The sequence below is a fragment of the Mesorhizobium sp. M1307 genome (assembly GCF_040318155.1).
Classification (GTDB): Bacteria; Pseudomonadota; Alphaproteobacteria; order Rhizobiales; family Rhizobiaceae; genus Mesorhizobium.
Window position 1 is genome coordinate 128102 of the sequence record NZ_JAMYLR010000011.1, and the last position, 16292, is coordinate 144393.

Consider the following 16292-nt stretch of genomic DNA (forward strand, 5'->3'; position numbering starts at 1 on the left):
CTCACGACACACGGTTCTTGCGTTCGATCAATTGCAGGATGAGCGGCGTCAGGATCAGCTGCATGGCAAGGTCGAGCTTGTTGCCGGGCACCACTATGGAATTCGGCCGCGACATGAACGAGTCGTGGATCATCGAAAGCAGGTAGGGGAAATCGATGCCGCGGGGATTGGCGAAGCGGATAACCAGCATCGATTCGTCGGGCGTCGGAATCCAGCGCGCGATGAATGGATTGGACGTGTCGACGATCGGCACGCGCTGGAAGTTGATGGCGGTCTGCGAAAACTGCGGGACGATGTAGCGGACATAGTCCGGCATACGGCGCAGGATCACGTCCATCACCGCCTCGGTGGAATAGCCGCGCGTTGCGCGGTCGCGATGGATCTTCTGGATCCATTCGAGATTTATGACCGGCACCACGCCGATCTTGAGGTCCGCGTGCCTGGCCAGGTTGATCTTGTCGGTGACGACGCAGCCATGCAGGCCCTCGTAGAAGAGCAGGTCGCTCGGAGGAAATTCGCGCCATTCGGTGAAATGTCCCGGCGGCGTGCCGTACTGCTTCTCCTCATCCTCGTCATGGATGTAGGTGCGGGTCTTTCCGGTTCCCCGGCGGCCATATTCCTCGAATACCTCTTCGAGGATTGCCAATTCATTGGCCTCGGCGTGGAAGTGGGTGAAGTTCGGATTGCCCGCCTTTTCCTCCTCGGCCACCTTCGCCTTCATCGTGGCGCGGTCGTAGCGATGGAAAGCATCGCCTTCGATGAAGGCGGCCCCGATGTTCTCGCGCCGGAAGATCAACTCGAAGATGCGCTTGACAGAGGTAGTGCCTGCGCCCGACGACCCGGTGATGGTGATGATGGGGTGCTTTGCCGACATGGTCTTCAGGCCCTGAAAAGGCCGCGGCGGCTGAAAAGCGGCGCGCGTTCGCCGATGGCGCTCGGTTCGGTGTGGTAGCGGGTGATGCGCGCGACTTCGCGCGCCGATCCGAAAACCATGGGCACGCGCTGGTGCAGGCTCTCTGGTTCGATTTCGAGGATGCGGGTGATCGTATCGGTGGCGGCACCGCCCGCCTGTTCGACGAGATAGGCGATCGGATTTGCCTCATAGACGAGGCGAAGTCGCCCCTGCCTGTAGCCCTTGCGCTTGTCGCCTGGATACAGGAATACGCCGCCGCGCATCAATATGCGGTAGCAGTCCGCGACCAGGGAGGCGATCCAGCGCATGTTGAAGTCCTTCTCACGTGGGCCTTCGGTGCCTTCAAGGCAGTCGTCGATGTAGAGCCGCACCGCCTCGTCCCAGTGCCGGTAGTTGGCGGCGTTGATGGCGAACTCCTGGGTTCGCTGTGGGATGATCCGGCTCTCGTAGGCCTGGACGAAGGTGCCGAGCCTGGTCGAGAGAACGAAGACATGGGTGCCGCTGCCGAGCGACAGAACCAGCGCCAGCTGCGGGCCGTAGATGAAGAAGCCGGCGCCCAGCTGGTTCACCCCTGCCTGCAAAAACGAGGCGGCCGGATTCCCATCCGGCGCACCAATTGCAGGGAGGAGCGAGAAGACCGTTCCGATCGACACGTTGGTGTCGATGTTGGATGAGCCGTCGAGCGGGTCGATGGCGATGGCAAGAGGCGCTTGCCTGTCGAGCAGCACCGGCTGCTCCAGTTCCTCGGAAGCGTAGAGCGCGACCGGAGCGTGGCGCATGGCGTCGAGGAAGATGTCATCGGCGAAGACATCGAGATCCTTCTGGATGTCGCCGTCAGCATTGGCGCCGCGGGTTCCCGCAAAGGCGGTGCCGAGCACCCCTTGATTGATGGTGTTGCGGATTGTGGTGGCCGCCTGCGTCAGCTGACGGATGGTCGCTACGACGGCGGAGCGCAGTTCGTCCGGCTCGCCAAGATAGGAGTTCAGAAAAGCGTCGAGTGTTGCCGCTGGCATCGTAACCTCCCGATCCAGCCGCCTCTCCTCGGGTCGGCCGGATTGGGAAAGGAGAACAAACGACGCTGGATAAGTAAAATTCAATAACTTTACTCAGGCAGTAAAAAGATTTTAGTATGCCGTATGAGAAACCTCACGCTCAAGCAGTTCAAGACCGTTCAGGCAATCATCAGCCACGGAAAAATCGTCAGCGCGGCCAAGGTGTTAGGCCTGTCTCCTCCAGCGGTAACGATCCAGTTGCGGCAGGTGGAGGAGGAGTTCCAACTGGCCTTGTTCGACCGGACGTCGGACGGCATGCGTCCCACTGCCGCAGGTCTGGCCTTCGTCGAGACGGCACAAGCCATCGAGGAGCGGCTTCGTCTGCTCGAAGACAAGATGGATGCGATCAAGGGCGTGCGAGCCGGCAGCTTGCGGCTCGGCGTCGTTTCCACGGCCAAATATTTCGCGCCGCGGCTGATGGCCGCCTTCATGAAGGAACATCCCGATATTGACATGCGCCTTGCCATCGGCAACCGCGCCGAGACGATCGACAATCTGACGAACCACGACATCGATATCGCGCTGATGGGACGCCCGGCCAAGGAAGTCCCGGTGCGTGCTTCGGTCTTCGGCGATCACCCGCTGGTCATCATCGCACCGCCCGACCACCCGCTGGCGTCGGCACGCGACATTTCCAAGGAGCGGATCGCCGAGGAGCATTTCCTCATTCGCGAGCCCGGCTCCGGAACGCGCATCTCACTGGAAATATTCCTGAGCGACGTGCCCGGCCGCATCGACGATCTCGGCGTCGAGATGGGCTCGAACGAGACGATCAAACAGGCGGTGATGGCCGGGCTCGGCATCGCCTTCATCTCTGCCCACACCATCGCCGCGGAAATCGAGGCTGGCCGGCTGGTCATCCTCGACGTCGTCGGCATGCCGATCCGCCGGCAATGGTTTTCGGTGATGCGCAGCGATCACGCGATCTCGCCGGCGATGGCGACCTTCCACGATTTCCTGATGCGCAAGGGCGCGATGTACCTGCCACTGTTCGGCAAGCTCTATCCGCACGAGGAACTGAACAGTAGAGGTCGCGCGAGTTAGGGCGCGCGGTCCAGGCAAACGCTTCAGACAAACGATGGTGTGTATCAGCGGCTGATCGGCTGTGACCTCCTGACCGATGTTCACGAGCCGAGGCATCGCTGGTGGCACGCATTTGCGGAGCCGAGGCGACCGCCCTCCAAGCGCTGGCCCACGCGGTAGCGCCCCCGCGTACGGAACGGGTGGGCTTTGACTGAGCGTCTGCTAGCCTACAATTGGTTCGGCGACAGCTTCTTCGAGGCCAGCTGCCGCTTGGGCGGCAAGACCGCGGGCCGCTGCTTGTGAATCGTAAAATTCCTCAAGTGCATAGACTCTGCCCCACCGCAGGGTGAACACGTGTAGACCACGGTTGACGTACTACGCGTCGCCATTGAGCAGTGTTGCGGTGCCGTCCCACTGGGCAAACACGGTAGTATGCCACGGCCAGCCCTTCACCCAGATGTGGTTGACCGTGAGATGGAGATTGGGCAGGACGCGGCCGAGGCGCTCAAACCAGCGGCGCATGGCTTCTTTGTCGCGGCGCTCACCACCAAGTGCGTGGGCGCCGGAAACGCGGTGATGGACATTCGGCGCGAGTGCCTTCACCGCCTCATCCCAGCGATGGTCGTTGACGTGGTCGAAGCTCTCTCGGACCGATTTCTCGACAAAATAGCTGTATAGCATTTGACCTCTCCCCAAACTTATTCGATGGCGTGATCGAGGCACCGTGTGGCGAGCCGAGCGGACGCGAGAGCCCACGGCCAGCAGCACGCCGGCTGCGGTCTGAACTCTGGCTCAGCGTATTGTCGCGTCGGCCCGCAGATGCATGTCAGTCTCGGTCGACACCGTCACCTCATCCCCGGACCTTGAGAACGCGTAGAGCGAGCCTCGGTGGCCCGGCATGGAAAAAGCCACGGAGTCATCGTCGGCGAGACCCATGACGATGCGCAGCGGATCGCCCCCCGTCTTCGGCGCGAAGGTGGCGGTGACCTCCAGGAGGCCGCCGTCGACCGGGACGTAGTAGACAACCATGTCAAGGTGTCCCTCGTGCAGGCTGCCGCCCTCGATCGGGCGTCCGATGGTGGCTTCCTCGGCAAAAGCCGGGGTCGCAAGAAACAGCGCGGCCAGGAGCGATGCGCTCAGGGTTTTGCGGATCATTTCATATCTCCTTTTTTAGATTGCGTTCGAACTCTATATAGGCTATAGATTACGAACGCAATCTAAAAAAGAGGTCAAAAATGCGCGTAAGTCGTACCCAGGCCGCGGAAAACCGAGAAACCGTAATCAACGTGGCAAGCCGCCTTTTTCGGGAGCGCGGCTTTGATGGTATCGGCCTTAAGGATCTGATGAAGGGTGCCGGACTGACCCAAGGCGCGTTTTACAAGCAGTTCGCATCCAAGGACGACCTGGCGGCGCAGGCGTCCAGGCGGGCGATGGAGAGCGCCACCCGTCGATGGTCGGCCGCGACTGCGGCAAACCCTGATGATCCGCTTGGCGCGGTGATCGCGTTCTACCTCAGTATGGACCATCGCGGAGAAAAGATGGACGGCTGCCCGATCGTGGCGCTCGGCTCGGATGCCGCCAGACAGGGCAAGGACGTGAAAGCGCCATTCGAAGCCGGGATCAAGGAGCATCTCGAGATCCTCGGCCGTTTCATTGCTGAGACCGGTGGCGGGGAGTTCGATACCAGGGCCATGGCCATTCTCTCGACGATGGTGGGTGCGCTGATGTTATCGCGCGTCATCAACGATCCTGACCTCGCGCAGGCCTTTCTGGATGCGGCGGCCAATCAGGTTCGTGAATCAGCCGGCGCTTGAACGGCGTCGCGGCGCCTGCGGCGCGCCCAAACTGACAGGAAAATAGATGCGACGGATTGTTGTTACGGGCATGGGAGCGGTTACGCCCCTTGCTGCCGATGTTGAAACGTCCTGGTCGCGTCTCCTGGCCGGCCGCTCGGGCATCCGGAGGCTTGCGGATGATGTGGTGGGCGACCTGCCAGCGAAGGTCGGCGGGGTGGTGCCCTCCACAGAAGAAGATCCGGACGCTGGTTTCGATCCGGAAGCCATCCTTCCGCCGAAGGATCAGCGCAAGGTAGACCGGTTCATTCTCTTTGCGCTGGCCGCGGCACAAGAGGCGCTCGCCCAAGCAAGATGGGCCCCCGTCTCGGAAGCGGATCGCTTGCGCACGGCCACGATCATCGCCTCGGGCGTCGGCGGGTTCCCGGCCATAACCGAGGCGGTGCGCACGGTCGACCGGCGCGGCGTCCGCCGTCTATCACCTTTTACGGTGCCGTCCTTCCTGGTGAACCTCGCGGCAGGCCACGTCTCGATCCGCTATGGCTTCAAAGGTCCGCTCGGTGCACCCGTGACGGCGTGCGCGGCCGGCATTCAGGCGATCGGCGATGCGGCTCGCCTAATCCGCGCCAACGAGGCCGATATTGCCGTGTGCGGCGGGACGGAAGCATGCATGAATCTTGTCAGCCTCGGTGGGTTTGCTGCGGCACGCTCTCTTTCGACGTCCTTTAATCACCGTCCTGATGAGGCCTCCCGACCGTTCGACAAGTCGCGGGACGGCTTCGTCATGGGCGAAGGAGCCGGCATGCTGGTCATCGAGGAATTGAGCCACGCGCTGGCGCGCGGCGCAAGACCGCTGGCCGAGCTTGTCGGCTACGGCACGACGGCGGATGCTCATCACGTCACCTCCGGTCCCGAGGACGGCGACGGTGCGCGCCGGGCCATGGAGATCGCAATCGCCCAAGCAGGGATTTCGCCCCGCGAGGTTCGTCATCTCAATGCCCATGCGACCTCCACGCCGGTGGGCGACCTGGGTGAGATCGAAGCGATCAAGAGCGTGTTCGGGCGCGATTTCGCGATAGCTGTCAGTGCATCGAAATCGGCGACCGGACACCTGCTCGGAGCCGCCGGCGGGCTTGGAGCAATCTTCGCAATCCTGGCGCTCAGGGATCAGATGGCACCGCCGACCCTCAATCTGAGCGCTCCCGATCCGGCCGGCGACGGGATCGACTTCGTCGCAAACCGGGCCCGGCCGATGGCGATGGGCTATGCAATCTCCAATGGCTTCGGCTTCGGAGGCGTTAATGCCAGCGCGCTGTTCCGGCGCTGGACGGATGATCTGGCCGGCGCGAGTACCGGAGGCGCTCATGATTGATGCCTTTCGCTCCGACCTGTCGTGCTTCTCCCACGCCAATCCAAAACGAAGAAAGAAGTGACCCTCCATGAACAAGACCAATCTAGGCGTCGCCCTGGTGACGGGGGCATCCAGCGGTATCGGGCACACAACGGCCAAAGCCCTGCAGAACGCGGGCTTTCGCGTGTTCGGAACCAGCCGTCGCGCGGTCGTCGACCGATCCGATGGCGTTACCATGCTGGCCTGTGACGTGACCGATGACACGTCCGTGGCGAAACTTGTCCAGGACGTGCTGGCCGAGACCGGGCGCATTGACCTGCTTGTCAATAATGCCGGCGTTGGCCTGCTTGGTGGCGCGGAGGAGTCCTCGATGGCCCAGGCCAAGTCGTTGTTTGACGTGAACGTCTTTGGCGTTATGCGAGTAACCAAAGCGGTGTTGCCGACAATGCGCCGCCAAGGCAAGGGCAGAATCGTCAATTTGAGCTCGGTGCAGGGGTTCATTCCAGCTCCCTATTTCGCGCTTTATTCGTCGACCAAGCATGCCGTTGAGGGCTACTCCGAATCGCTCGACCACGAACTGCGTACTTTCGGAATTCGCGTCGTGTTGGTGGAGCCCGCCTATACCCGCACCTCATTTGAAGAAAATCTCGCCAGGCCGGATCAGTTGCTTGACATCTATGACTCTGCGCGCGCCGGCATGAATGCAGCTGTGCGGAAAGCGATGGAAAAAGGCGATGCGCCGGAAGTGGTGGCCAGGACCGTTTTGGCGGCTGCGACCGATCCCGCTCCGAAGGGGCGCTATGCGGCTGGAAAAATGGCGCGCCAGGTCAGTTTCCTGCGCCGTTTCGTCCCCGCATCCGCTTTCGACAAGAGCCTGCGAAAGCAGAACGGACTGCCGGTCTGAGGTCGACAACAATGATATTCCTGTTTCGGTCGAGCCCATGCGAGAGCGCGTTCCAGGAGTTCACATTTTTTGGCACTGGCACAGCCGGACGCGCATCTTCGATGCGCGCGCGTCCGCGACCGAGCCCTGCGGTCGTTGGCGTTAGATTAGCGCCATGTTATATTGCGGCGCGAAAGAGCGGGGGCCACGTTCCTTTCACACCCGTAAGTGATCCGTATGTGCGATCCCTGCAGACTGGTCGGTATCACGGAAACTCCCGGGCATGGGGTTCGGGAATCGAAGGGGACAAGGGGTAATGCTCTACACGCTCGTTATGATGGTCTGCCTGACGGATGTGCCGCAGACCTGTGAACAACGCGAACAGATGGTGGACGGCCTGGCGATGAATCCCGGGACCGCCTTCATGCAGGCGCAATCGCTGGTAGCCCAGTGGATCGAGACGCATCCCGGTTATTTCGTTCAGCGCTGGCGCGTGCTGCCCGGCCGTGGATCGTGATATCCGCCGCGAAGATCGAATGAGGTTCTATTTCTTCGCGGCGAGCGTTTCCGAGACGGCCTTGGACAATTGATAAAGCCGCTGCTCGATTATCGTCGGCACTTCACAGACGTAGGTCAGTGATTGGACGCGTTCATTGAAAATTCGCGTTGCGAATTTCAGCTGTTCGGTTCGCCGATCGATCTCTTCGGGATCTGCATCCGGCTTTGCCCGCAATGCATCGACATCGGACGCTTCCTTGCGCAACGCGGCGGCCATTTCGAGCTGCTTGTGGGCGTAGCGGGAAATACCGGAGATCACCTGCGAACGCTCTGCGTCCAGGTGGTCGAACATGCCTTGCACCATCATCGCCATTTTGGGTGCACGTTGCTCGGCCGGCAAGGAGGCCGCGAAATCCCTGATCTTCTTTTGAGCTTCCGCAATCGGCATCCGGCGAGCTGCCACTTCCTCGATCAGGGCGGAGATGGTGGGGTCCTTCGACCAGTCCTTCGCGGCTGAAGGAAGATCCGGTCCGCTCCAGATCTGGCCGAGCGAGAGTTGCGGCACCTTGCGCTGCATGCAGGGCCAGTCTGGATCGGGGTTGGCTGCCATGGCGTTGACGCCCGGCGCGAGCATGGCGACCAGAGCCAGACCGCGAACATGGATCGCCATCAGGCATTTCCTCCCGTGTCCTGTTTGCGGGTCATCAGGCCGCGCGAAGGGTCGTAGGCGATGATGGCGGCGGCAAGGAACAGCAGCGTGCAGCCGGCAACGACGCCCAGCGACAGCCAGTCAACCTGGCCGTAGAAGGCGAAGCGGATCAGTTCGACGGCGTAAGTAAATGGATTGGCGAGGCAGATTTTGTAGAGCAGGGGGCTAGCCTCCTGGATACGCCACAAGGGATAGAGTGCCGGAGAAGCGAAATAGCCGGGAAAGATGACGAAGTTCATGATGCCAGCGAAGTTTTCGAGCTGCTTGATCATTGAGGACAGAAGCATGCCGAGCGCGCACAGCATCATGCCTGACAGGAACAGCGCCGGCAGCACGGTGAGATAGCCAAGCGGCGGCGCCTTGACGCCCCAGAACCAGGCAACGATCAGGAACGCGTAAACCTGCGCGATCGACACGGCGACACCGGCGAGCATCTTCGAGATCAGTAAAAACCATCGCGGGAAGGGGCTGACCAGCAGGGTGCGCATGTTGCCCATTTCGCGGTCATAGACCATCGACAGCGAAGACTGCATGCCCGAAAACAGCAGAATCATGCCGCACAGGCCCGGCGTGATGTAGACCTCGTAGAGCACGTAGGTCTTGTAGGGCGGGATGATCGATACGCCGAGCACCTGCCGGAATCCGGCGGCAAAAATGAACAGCCAGACGAGCGGCCGAACCAGCGAGGATATAAAGCGCTCGCGCTGATGCAGGAAGCGCAGGCACTCCCGCACGACGATCCCTTTGAGGCAAACGAGGTAGTGGTGGAGCCCAAACTGTTCGAACTTCACCGGCGTGAGGGCGGCGACTTTTGCGGGCATTGCGGGAGCGCTCATGGCGACATCTCCGCGATGCCGCTTGTTTCGTTGCGGTTGAGCCTGGAAAAGGCGTCGCGGATCGAACTGGCACCGCTCGTCGCAACGACATCGGCCACCTTACCCTTGGCAACCAGGTCGCCCTGCCGCAGCACGACGACATGGTCGCCGTCTTCGACCTCATCGATCAGATGCGTCGCCCACAGCACACCGATGCCCTCGGTTTCGACGAGTTTGCGGATGGTGGCCAAAATGCCCGCACGCGACTGGATGTCGAGACCGACCGTCGGCTCGTCGAGCAGCAGCAGGGAAGGGCGGTGGAGCAGCGCCCGCGCGATCTCGATGCGCCGCATTTGGCCGCCGGAAAGACTGCGTGCCTTGTCATGCTGACGGCCCTGCATGTTGACTGTATCGAGCAGCGCGGCGATGCGCTGTCGGGCTTGGTGTCCATCAATGCCATGCAGCGAGGCGTGGTAGGAGAGGTTCTGGTGGACGCTGAGGTCGAGGTCGAGCGTACGTGCTTGGAATACGATGCCGACACGCCTGAGCGCTTCGCCCGAAGCGCGGCTGACGTCATGTCCGAAGATGCGGATCGATCCGCGGCGGGTGCCGTAAAGATGGCTGATCAGTGAGAACAAAGTTGTCTTGCCGGCCCCATTGAGGCCGAGCAGAACGGTGAAAGTTCCCGGCGCGATCGAGAATGAGACGTCGTGGAGCGCTCGCTTCGGACCATAGGAATGGCTGATGCCGGCAACATCGAGCGCTGCCACCTCCTCTCCAGCTCCGCTTGTCCTCACATGCTGCATGCCGCTGGCTCCTTCGGGGCGCGCTGGTTATCTAGTGCACTTGCAACATCCCCGCGGCAAATATTCATCACGTCGGCCTCCCTGATCATTGCTGCGGTCTAGTGGGGCGATATTGCCACGCCCCAAGGCTGCTGGCCCACCGTAACCGATTGAACCGGCTCGTCCGTCGCCGTGTCGATGAAGGTGATGTCGTTGGAATTGCCGTTGGTGGTGATCAGCGTCTTCTGATCGGGGGTGAAGTCGAGATGCCAGACGCGCTGGCCGACCAGGATGTATTTTTCCACCTCGTAGGTCTCGGTGTTGATGACTGCGACATGGTTCGCTGGGCCGAGAGCGACATAGGCTTTCTTGCCGTCGGCGCTGATCGCGATGCCGACCGGCTGGATGGTTTCGGGCCGCAATCCCGCAATCGCGAACTGGATCTTCTTCACCACCTCGCGTTTGAGACTGTCGATGACGCTGACGGTACCGCCGATTTCGGCACTGACCCAGATCTGTGATCCGTCGGGCTTGAATTGCGCAAAGCGCGGACGCGTGTCGACCAGGACGTTGTCGGTCACCTCATGGCTGTCGGTGTCGATGAAATGCGCCATGCTGGTGGTTTCGGAGGTGTTGACCATGGTTTTGCCATCGGGACTGACGGCCATGCCTTCAGGCTCCACCCCAACGGGAATCTCGGTCATGACCTGCTTGCTCTCGACGTTGATCGCGGTGACGAGATTGTCGTCCTCGTTGGCGACGTAGAGCGTCTTGCCGTCGGGCGAAAGCACGAACAGTTCGGGATCGGGGCCTGATGGCAGCGTGCCAACGATCTGCAGCGTCGCGGTATCGATGATTTCGATCGTATCGTCATCGCTGGCGCACAAATAGATGAACTTGCCGTCATGCGAGATGGTGATACCGCGCGGCCTCTGGCCGACTTCGACGGTCTTCACCACTTGCATCGTCGCCGTGTCGACGACCGTTATCGTATTGTCTTTCTCGTTGGAGACATAAACGGTGTAAGCCCACGCCGGATTGGCCATGAAGCCGAGAATGGCGAGTGCGCAAGCTCGTCTCTGCACGAAAATTCCTCCCGATTGGTTCTACTTAAGGACGCATTTCGTTTCCGGCTGATCGACGCCGAGCGTATCGAGCTCGGAGATCTGGTGGAGATAACCCTCCTGTGGCGATGTCGAGACCACGGATTTGGTGTCGCCGAGCAGGATTGGCTGGCGAAGCTGATGGTTCCACTTGCGGAAGGTCAGCTTCTGTCCCTTGAAGGCGGCGACCGAGAAATCGTCCGAGCGGATGTAGTCGCTGATCTTCTTCGGATCGTCGCCATTGGTCCGTGTGCTGGCTTCGCCCACCGCCCGCACCGCCGTCCAGGCCGACATATCCTTGGACAGCATTCGCCGGCCGGTCGTCCTCAGGAAACGGCTTTGCATTTGAATGCCACCCCATTGCTCGCTCGCGGGATGCCAGGACGATGCGACAAGACCGGCCGTGCCGGCGACCAGCCGCGGTGTCCAGGTGCGGTAGGGCACATAGGTTCCGAACACCTCGCTCTCATCGGCGACAAGCACCACGTCATGCTCCGGCAGATCCTGCGTGAACACGGAAATCTGCTGCTGTATCTGCGTGGCGCCGGTGTCGGTGCGGCGCGCCGTGCCGGTGTCTTTGAACTCCTTCTCGGCGACGATCTGACCGCCGAAGCGAGCCGCCGCGCGGCGCAACGCGGCCGCATAGAGATGATCCCGCTCATGCGAACCATAGAGCAGCACCCAATTCGGCCATTTCTTTATCACGAGATACTGCGCCAGCGCGTCAGCCAGCATGCTTCGTGTCGGCGCCACATGGAAAATGTTTATGCGGCAGTCTTCCTCGCGCAGGCTGTCGTCTGTGGCACCGACATTGAAGACCAGAACGCCCTTGTCGCGGGCGATGTCGGCGATCGACAGCAATTGCCTGGCCGAGAGGTCAGCGACAATATAGCGGTCACCTTTGGCAATCAGATCGTTGAACGCCTGAACCGCGTCGGCGTCCGGCTTGACCTCGGCTATGTCGAGGCTGAATTTCTGGCTGAGGAACTTTCCTGTCGTGTTGTTGTCGCCGATCGCCACATTGGCGCCGGCGACACCTTCGTCGCGTGGCGGCAGGTCCAGCAGGGAAAGCGCCAGTTGCGGCGCGTAGGCCCGCAAATAACCTATTCTGATTTCGGCTATCTTTCTTTCCGGCCTGTCGGCAGCGAGCGGTTGCTTGCCCGTCACTTCCTGGGCCATCACGCCTGTAACGTTGGCGGTCTGGAAAAAAAAGCACAAAAAGGCCGCGAGAGTGCCTGGCACCGCGCTCGTCATCGATAAAACTGCCCATTCTTGCACTAAAGTCCGATTGTTCCCGGACCAGCGCGAATTCAAGGTGCCCACAATGAGCTTAGCGGACGCCACAAGATTTATCAAAGCCCCGCAAGTGGACTTACGTGTCTGCTTTAGTCCTATTCCTTTTCGCGGGGATACGGCGATGAATGAGCGTATTGCGGTCTCATCCGCAGCAATGGCGGAATGAGAAACTCTATGGGTCGTCATGGGAGGATTGCCTGATGAAAACGCGCGCCGCTGTCGCCGTTGCCGCCGGAAAGCCGCTGCAGATCATGGAGGTCGACCTCGAAGGTCCGCGTGATGGCGAGGTGCTGGTCGAGATCAAGGCAACCGGCATCTGCCACACCGACGAGTTCACGCTGTCGGGCGCCGACCCGGAAGGCCTGTTTCCGGCGATCCTCGGCCATGAGGGCGCCGGCATCGTCGTCGACGTCGGCAAGGGCGTCACCTCGGTCAGGAAGGGTGACCATGTCATCCCGCTCTATACGCCGGAATGCCGGCAGTGCCCGTCCTGCCTGTCGCGCAAGACCAATCTGTGCACCGCCATCCGCGCCACGCAGGGACAGGGCTTGATGCCCGATGGCACCTCGCGCTTCTCGATCGGCAAGGACAAGCTGTTCCACTACATGGGCTGCTCGACCTTCTCCAACTTCACCGTGCTGCCCGAGATCGCGGTGGCCAAGGTCAATGCCGACGCCCCGTTCGACAAGATCTGCTACATCGGCTGCGGCGTCACCACCGGCATCGGCGCTGTGATCAACACGGCCAAGGTCGAGCAAGGCGCGACGGCGGTCGTGTTCGGCCTCGGCGGCATCGGCCTCAACGTTATCCAGGGCCTGCGCCTTGCCGGCGCCGACATGATCATCGGCGTCGACCTGAACAACGACAAGAAGGAATGGGGCGAGAAATTCGGCATGACGCATTTCGTCAATCCGAAGGAGATCGACGGCGATGTCGTGGCTCATCTCGTCAACATGACCAAGCGCGGCGCCGACCAGATCGGCGGCGCCGACTACACGTTCGACTGCACCGGCAACACCAAAGTCATGCGGCAGGCGCTGGAAGCGTCGCATCGCGGCTGGGGCAAGTCGGTCATCATCGGCGTTGCCGGCGCCGGCCAGGAGATCTCGACGCGGCCGTTCCAGCTGGTCACCGGCCGCACCTGGATGGGCACCGCCTTCGGCGGCGCGCGCGGCCGCACCGACGTGCCGAAGATCGTCGACTGGTACATGGCCGGCAAGATCGAGATCGATCCGATGATCACCCACACGCTGAAGCTCGAGGACATCAACAAGGGCTTTGACCTGATGCATGAAGGCAAGTCGATCAGGAGCGTGGTGGTTTACTGAGGAGAAGAAAGCCGCCGGCTAACCAGCCAGCGGCCGAAAAATGCAGATGTTCAACACGGGAGGAGACAAAAATGCCGGAAAAACTGCATCCTAAAATCGACAATGGACTGCCACGGGAAAAGGCCGACTTTGCCGGCGGCACGCTGGTCTGCGCCTGCACCAGCAACCCGGTCAAGGTGAAGGTCAAGGGCCAGATCGCCCATAACCATGCCTGCGGCTGCACCAAATGCTGGAAGCCGGAAGGCGCGCTGTTCTCGGTCGTGGCGGTTGCCGGTACAAACGACGTGACGGTGACCGAAAACGGCGACAAGCTGAAGATCGTCGATCCGGGCGCGCTGATCCTGCGCCATGCCTGCACCGGCTGCGGCGTCCACATGCACGGCCCGGTCGAGCGCGACCACGCTTTCAAGGGGCTGTCGTTCATCCATCCCGAGCGCTTCCAGGAAGACGGCTGGTCACCGCCGGGCTTCACCGCCTTTGTCTCTTCGATCATCGAGTCCGGTGTCGATCCGAGCCGCATGGACGGCATAAGGTCACAGCTGAAGTCGATCGGGCTCGAACCTTATGATTGCCTCAATCCCGGGCTGATGGACTATATCGCCACCTGGACGGCCAAGAGATCCGGCGCGTTGCCGGCCTAACGACTGATCAGACACTATCCTTGGGGGCCGGACGAAATCGCCCGGTCCCAGGCGTTGGAACGAACGCAGGCGAGCGCGTAGACGGACACGCTTCGTAAGTCATTGCAGACGTGCTGTCAGCCTCAGGGGGCGTTGGGCTCAACGGGGAATACGCTGAAATTGGTCCAACCGGGTCGCATAGCTTCAAGATCAGCGACTGCGATCAGTTGGTTCTGGCTTGGCGCGGCCCAGATCGTGGACTAGCTTGGATATCGCAGGCAAAGTCGCGCCCAAAGCGCGATGGCGGCAAGGTGGTGCTCCTTACCAGCGCCTAGCGGGCTTGAACGGCAGCACCATCAGCTTGCTGCGTTTTGTCCAGGAAACCAGCCCGTATACCAGCGCGACCCCAGACCAGCCGATACCATCGGTGCGGCTGCGAACAAGGCGGGCGTCGGGGAAGCGTCGTGTGGCGACCGGCAACAGTGCGAAAGCCGGCGGTCACTGGCTGTCACGCGAAGCCGGAAGTCGATCACGACCTGTCTCTGTTTCAATGGATCCGTCGCCGGCACATTCGGCCGATTTGGGCCACCGGGCAAGGCATTGCATTTCAGAACAGCCACATCTGCCGCGTGGCGCCGCGGAAATCATGGGCACATTCTGCTTTAGCCGGCCAAGATGGCAATGTACTATTTGCCAATAAGCTGGCCATGGTTGCAGGACTATTCTAGGCCAGACCAAACCGAAATGAAGCTGATGACCGATCGCGCCAGGTTCCTGATCATTGACGACCATCCGCTGTTTCGCGAGGCGCTGCATAGTGCCGTGCAGATGGCCTATCCGGAAGTCGACACGGTCGAGGCACGCTCGATTGCCGAGGCGCTCGAGCTTCTGACCGATGCCAAGCCGTTCGACCTGGCGCTGCTCGATCTCAGCATGCCCGACGTGCATGGGTTTGACGGGCTGCTGCAGCTCAGGACGCGTTATCCGCGCCTGCCGGTGGTCATCGTCTCCGGCTATGAGGAACCGAAGATCATTTCCGAGGCGCTGTCCTACGGTGCGGCCGGCTTCATCCCGAAATCGGCGCGCAAGAGCGACCTTGCCGCCGCCATTCGCTCGGTGATGGAAGGCGCGATCTATGTTCCCGAGACTTATGAAGGCCGGCCGCGCGACGCCGACAGCACCGACCGCGCCGAGATGGTGCAGCGCCTGGCTACGCTGACGCCGCAGCAGCTCAAAGTGCTGCAGATGCTGCGCCAGGGCCTGCTCAACAAGCAGATCGCCTATGAGCTGCAGGTCGGCGAGACCACCGTCAAGGCGCATGTCTCCGAAATCCTGCGCAAGCTCAACGTCTACAGCCGCACCCAGGCGGTGATCGAGGTCTCAAAGCTCGACAATGCCGAGCTGTTTCGCGATCCGGCGGGGTTTTGAGAGCGCTCGCTAAAAAGCGCACTGTCACCGTAGTCGACCGCACTCGTGTCACCGCAATCGGACTAGACTAGCGACGGCTCTCACGTTCCTGACACCAACTAAGCAACCCGCGGCTCTCTAGTCAGATCAAATTCACGCGGCGATTGCTCTGCAGCAGTTAGCCGCTTTCCCTCGTCTAGTAAAATGGCGGCCCCGGGTCCAACGTAGAATGCTTTAATTTTACTAAATTGCTTTTTGAATGCTCTATTAAAAGTCTTCATTAGCTCCTGAGCGAGCGGCGTGTCGGAGACCGTTGCCACGCGGCCATTTATCACAACATCTTCAGCCCATCGCCCACCAGGGGAAAAAGTTACTGTGTCCGGATTGCTAAGCTGATCTAGCGAATACCGGATGCCGGAAGGTGTTTTTATCGGCCTCACCTCAATGGGCACAGCGTGGCCAGTGACAAGAAATGATCGACCGCTAGAAGCCTATTCAGTGGTTGATTGCCCAAGAGTTGGAATTTGCATTCTATTGCTAAAAGGGTCGAATTCCATCTTGGGAAAATGACCCATGAGGATGTATTTTATCGAAATTTCACGTTCTACTGCCTCCAATACGGGAAGAAGATCGTCCTTTAGCGCGAAGAAGTGAATCTGCTTCATATGAATTACCGCCTAGGCACAAGTAATGGCTGGAACACGGTTACCCGTGTG

At 60.8% G+C, this 16292-nt stretch carries 17 protein-coding genes; 8 read left to right on the forward strand and 9 right to left on the reverse strand.

Going from position 1 to position 16292, the window contains the following annotated elements:
• Position 1: 1 nt before the first annotated feature.
• The gene (locus NKH16_RS15755) at positions 2 to 874 is read right to left on the reverse strand and encodes a phosphoribulokinase (protein ID WP_023678839.1); all 873 of its coding nucleotides are present in this window, start codon (positions 872 to 874) and stop codon (positions 2 to 4) included.
• 5 nt (positions 875 to 879) lie between these two features.
• A complete protein-coding gene (locus NKH16_RS15760) occupies positions 880 to 1926 on the reverse strand; it encodes a class 1 fructose-bisphosphatase (protein ID WP_352900325.1) in 1047 nt (348 codons plus the stop codon).
• Between the two features lie 123 nt (positions 1927 to 2049).
• On the opposite strand from NKH16_RS15760, the gene NKH16_RS15765 reads away from it, so the two are divergent.
• Positions 2050 to 3009, forward strand: coding sequence for a LysR family transcriptional regulator (locus NKH16_RS15765; RefSeq protein WP_352900328.1), 960 nt, complete (start codon positions 2050 to 2052; stop codon positions 3007 to 3009).
• A 354-nt stretch (positions 3010 to 3363) separates the two neighbouring features.
• On the opposite strand, the gene NKH16_RS15770 is transcribed toward NKH16_RS15765, so the two are convergent.
• Complete coding sequence (locus NKH16_RS15770; protein ID WP_352900330.1) at positions 3364 to 3669, reverse strand: nuclear transport factor 2 family protein; 306 nt, start codon at positions 3667 to 3669, stop codon at positions 3364 to 3366.
• A gap of 111 nt (positions 3670 to 3780) precedes the next feature.
• Positions 3781 to 4143, reverse strand: a complete 363-nt coding sequence (locus tag NKH16_RS15775; RefSeq protein WP_352450679.1) for a hypothetical protein — start codon at positions 4141 to 4143, stop codon at positions 3781 to 3783.
• Positions 4144 to 4223: 80 nt separating this feature from the next.
• Here NKH16_RS15775 and NKH16_RS15780 point away from each other — a divergent pair, with 80 nt between their 5' ends.
• The 4 genes from NKH16_RS15780 (at position 4224) to NKH16_RS15795 (ending at position 7532) form a co-directional block, all read left to right on the forward strand.
• The gene (locus NKH16_RS15780) at positions 4224 to 4802 is read left to right on the forward strand and encodes a TetR/AcrR family transcriptional regulator (protein WP_352746644.1); all 579 of its coding nucleotides are present in this window, start codon (positions 4224 to 4226) and stop codon (positions 4800 to 4802) included.
• Between the two features lie 46 nt (positions 4803 to 4848).
• Positions 4849 to 6153 (forward strand): beta-ketoacyl-ACP synthase II, encoded by a 1305-nt coding sequence (fabF, locus tag NKH16_RS15785; protein WP_352746647.1) that lies wholly within the window; start codon positions 4849 to 4851, stop codon positions 6151 to 6153.
• Between the two features lie 67 nt (positions 6154 to 6220).
• Positions 6221 to 7036, forward strand: a complete 816-nt coding sequence (locus NKH16_RS15790; RefSeq protein ID WP_352458841.1) for an oxidoreductase — start codon at positions 6221 to 6223, stop codon at positions 7034 to 7036.
• Positions 7037 to 7331: 295 nt separating this feature from the next.
• Positions 7332 to 7532 (forward strand): hypothetical protein, encoded by a 201-nt coding sequence (locus NKH16_RS15795; RefSeq protein WP_023678847.1) that lies wholly within the window; start codon positions 7332 to 7334, stop codon positions 7530 to 7532.
• A 27-nt stretch (positions 7533 to 7559) separates the two neighbouring features.
• Here the strand turns inward: NKH16_RS15795 and NKH16_RS15800 are convergent, their stop codons facing one another.
• From NKH16_RS15800 to NKH16_RS15820, 5 genes are all read right to left on the reverse strand, one after another.
• Positions 7560 to 8183, reverse strand: a complete 624-nt coding sequence (locus tag NKH16_RS15800; protein ID WP_352900334.1) for a hypothetical protein — start codon at positions 8181 to 8183, stop codon at positions 7560 to 7562.
• The gene (locus NKH16_RS15805) at positions 8183 to 9043 is read right to left on the reverse strand and encodes a lanthanide ABC transporter permease protein PedC (RefSeq protein ID WP_352458846.1); all 861 of its coding nucleotides are present in this window, start codon (positions 9041 to 9043) and stop codon (positions 8183 to 8185) included. The genes NKH16_RS15800 and NKH16_RS15805 overlap by 1 nt, the downstream gene beginning before the upstream one ends.
• A gap of 11 nt (positions 9044 to 9054) precedes the next feature.
• Entirely contained in the window at positions 9055 to 9843 is a 789-nt protein-coding gene (locus NKH16_RS15810) for a lanthanide ABC transporter ATP-binding protein PedB/LutE (RefSeq protein ID WP_352833212.1), read from the reverse strand.
• A gap of 98 nt (positions 9844 to 9941) precedes the next feature.
• Complete coding sequence (locus tag NKH16_RS15815) at positions 9942 to 10907, reverse strand: YVTN family beta-propeller repeat protein (RefSeq protein ID WP_352541893.1); 966 nt, start codon at positions 10905 to 10907, stop codon at positions 9942 to 9944.
• A gap of 21 nt (positions 10908 to 10928) precedes the next feature.
• Positions 10929 to 12104: a lanthanide ABC transporter ABC transporter substrate-binding protein PedA1 gene (locus NKH16_RS15820; RefSeq protein WP_352833435.1), complete on the reverse strand. Its 1176-nt coding sequence runs from the start codon at positions 12102 to 12104 to the stop codon at positions 10929 to 10931.
• A gap of 317 nt (positions 12105 to 12421) precedes the next feature.
• Here NKH16_RS15820 and NKH16_RS15825 point away from each other — a divergent pair, with 317 nt between their 5' ends.
• The 3 genes from NKH16_RS15825 (at position 12422) to NKH16_RS15835 (ending at position 15597) form a co-directional block, all read left to right on the forward strand.
• The gene (locus NKH16_RS15825; protein WP_352541895.1) at positions 12422 to 13549 is read left to right on the forward strand and encodes an S-(hydroxymethyl)glutathione dehydrogenase/class III alcohol dehydrogenase; all 1128 of its coding nucleotides are present in this window, start codon (positions 12422 to 12424) and stop codon (positions 13547 to 13549) included.
• Between the two features lie 71 nt (positions 13550 to 13620).
• On the forward strand, positions 13621 to 14190 hold the full coding sequence (gfa, locus tag NKH16_RS15830) for an S-(hydroxymethyl)glutathione synthase (RefSeq protein WP_352451333.1): 570 nt from the start codon (positions 13621 to 13623) through the stop codon (positions 14188 to 14190).
• A 723-nt stretch (positions 14191 to 14913) separates the two neighbouring features.
• Positions 14914 to 15597 (forward strand): response regulator, encoded by a 684-nt coding sequence (locus NKH16_RS15835; protein WP_023679211.1) that lies wholly within the window; start codon positions 14914 to 14916, stop codon positions 15595 to 15597.
• Positions 15598 to 16292 lie beyond the last annotated feature (695 nt).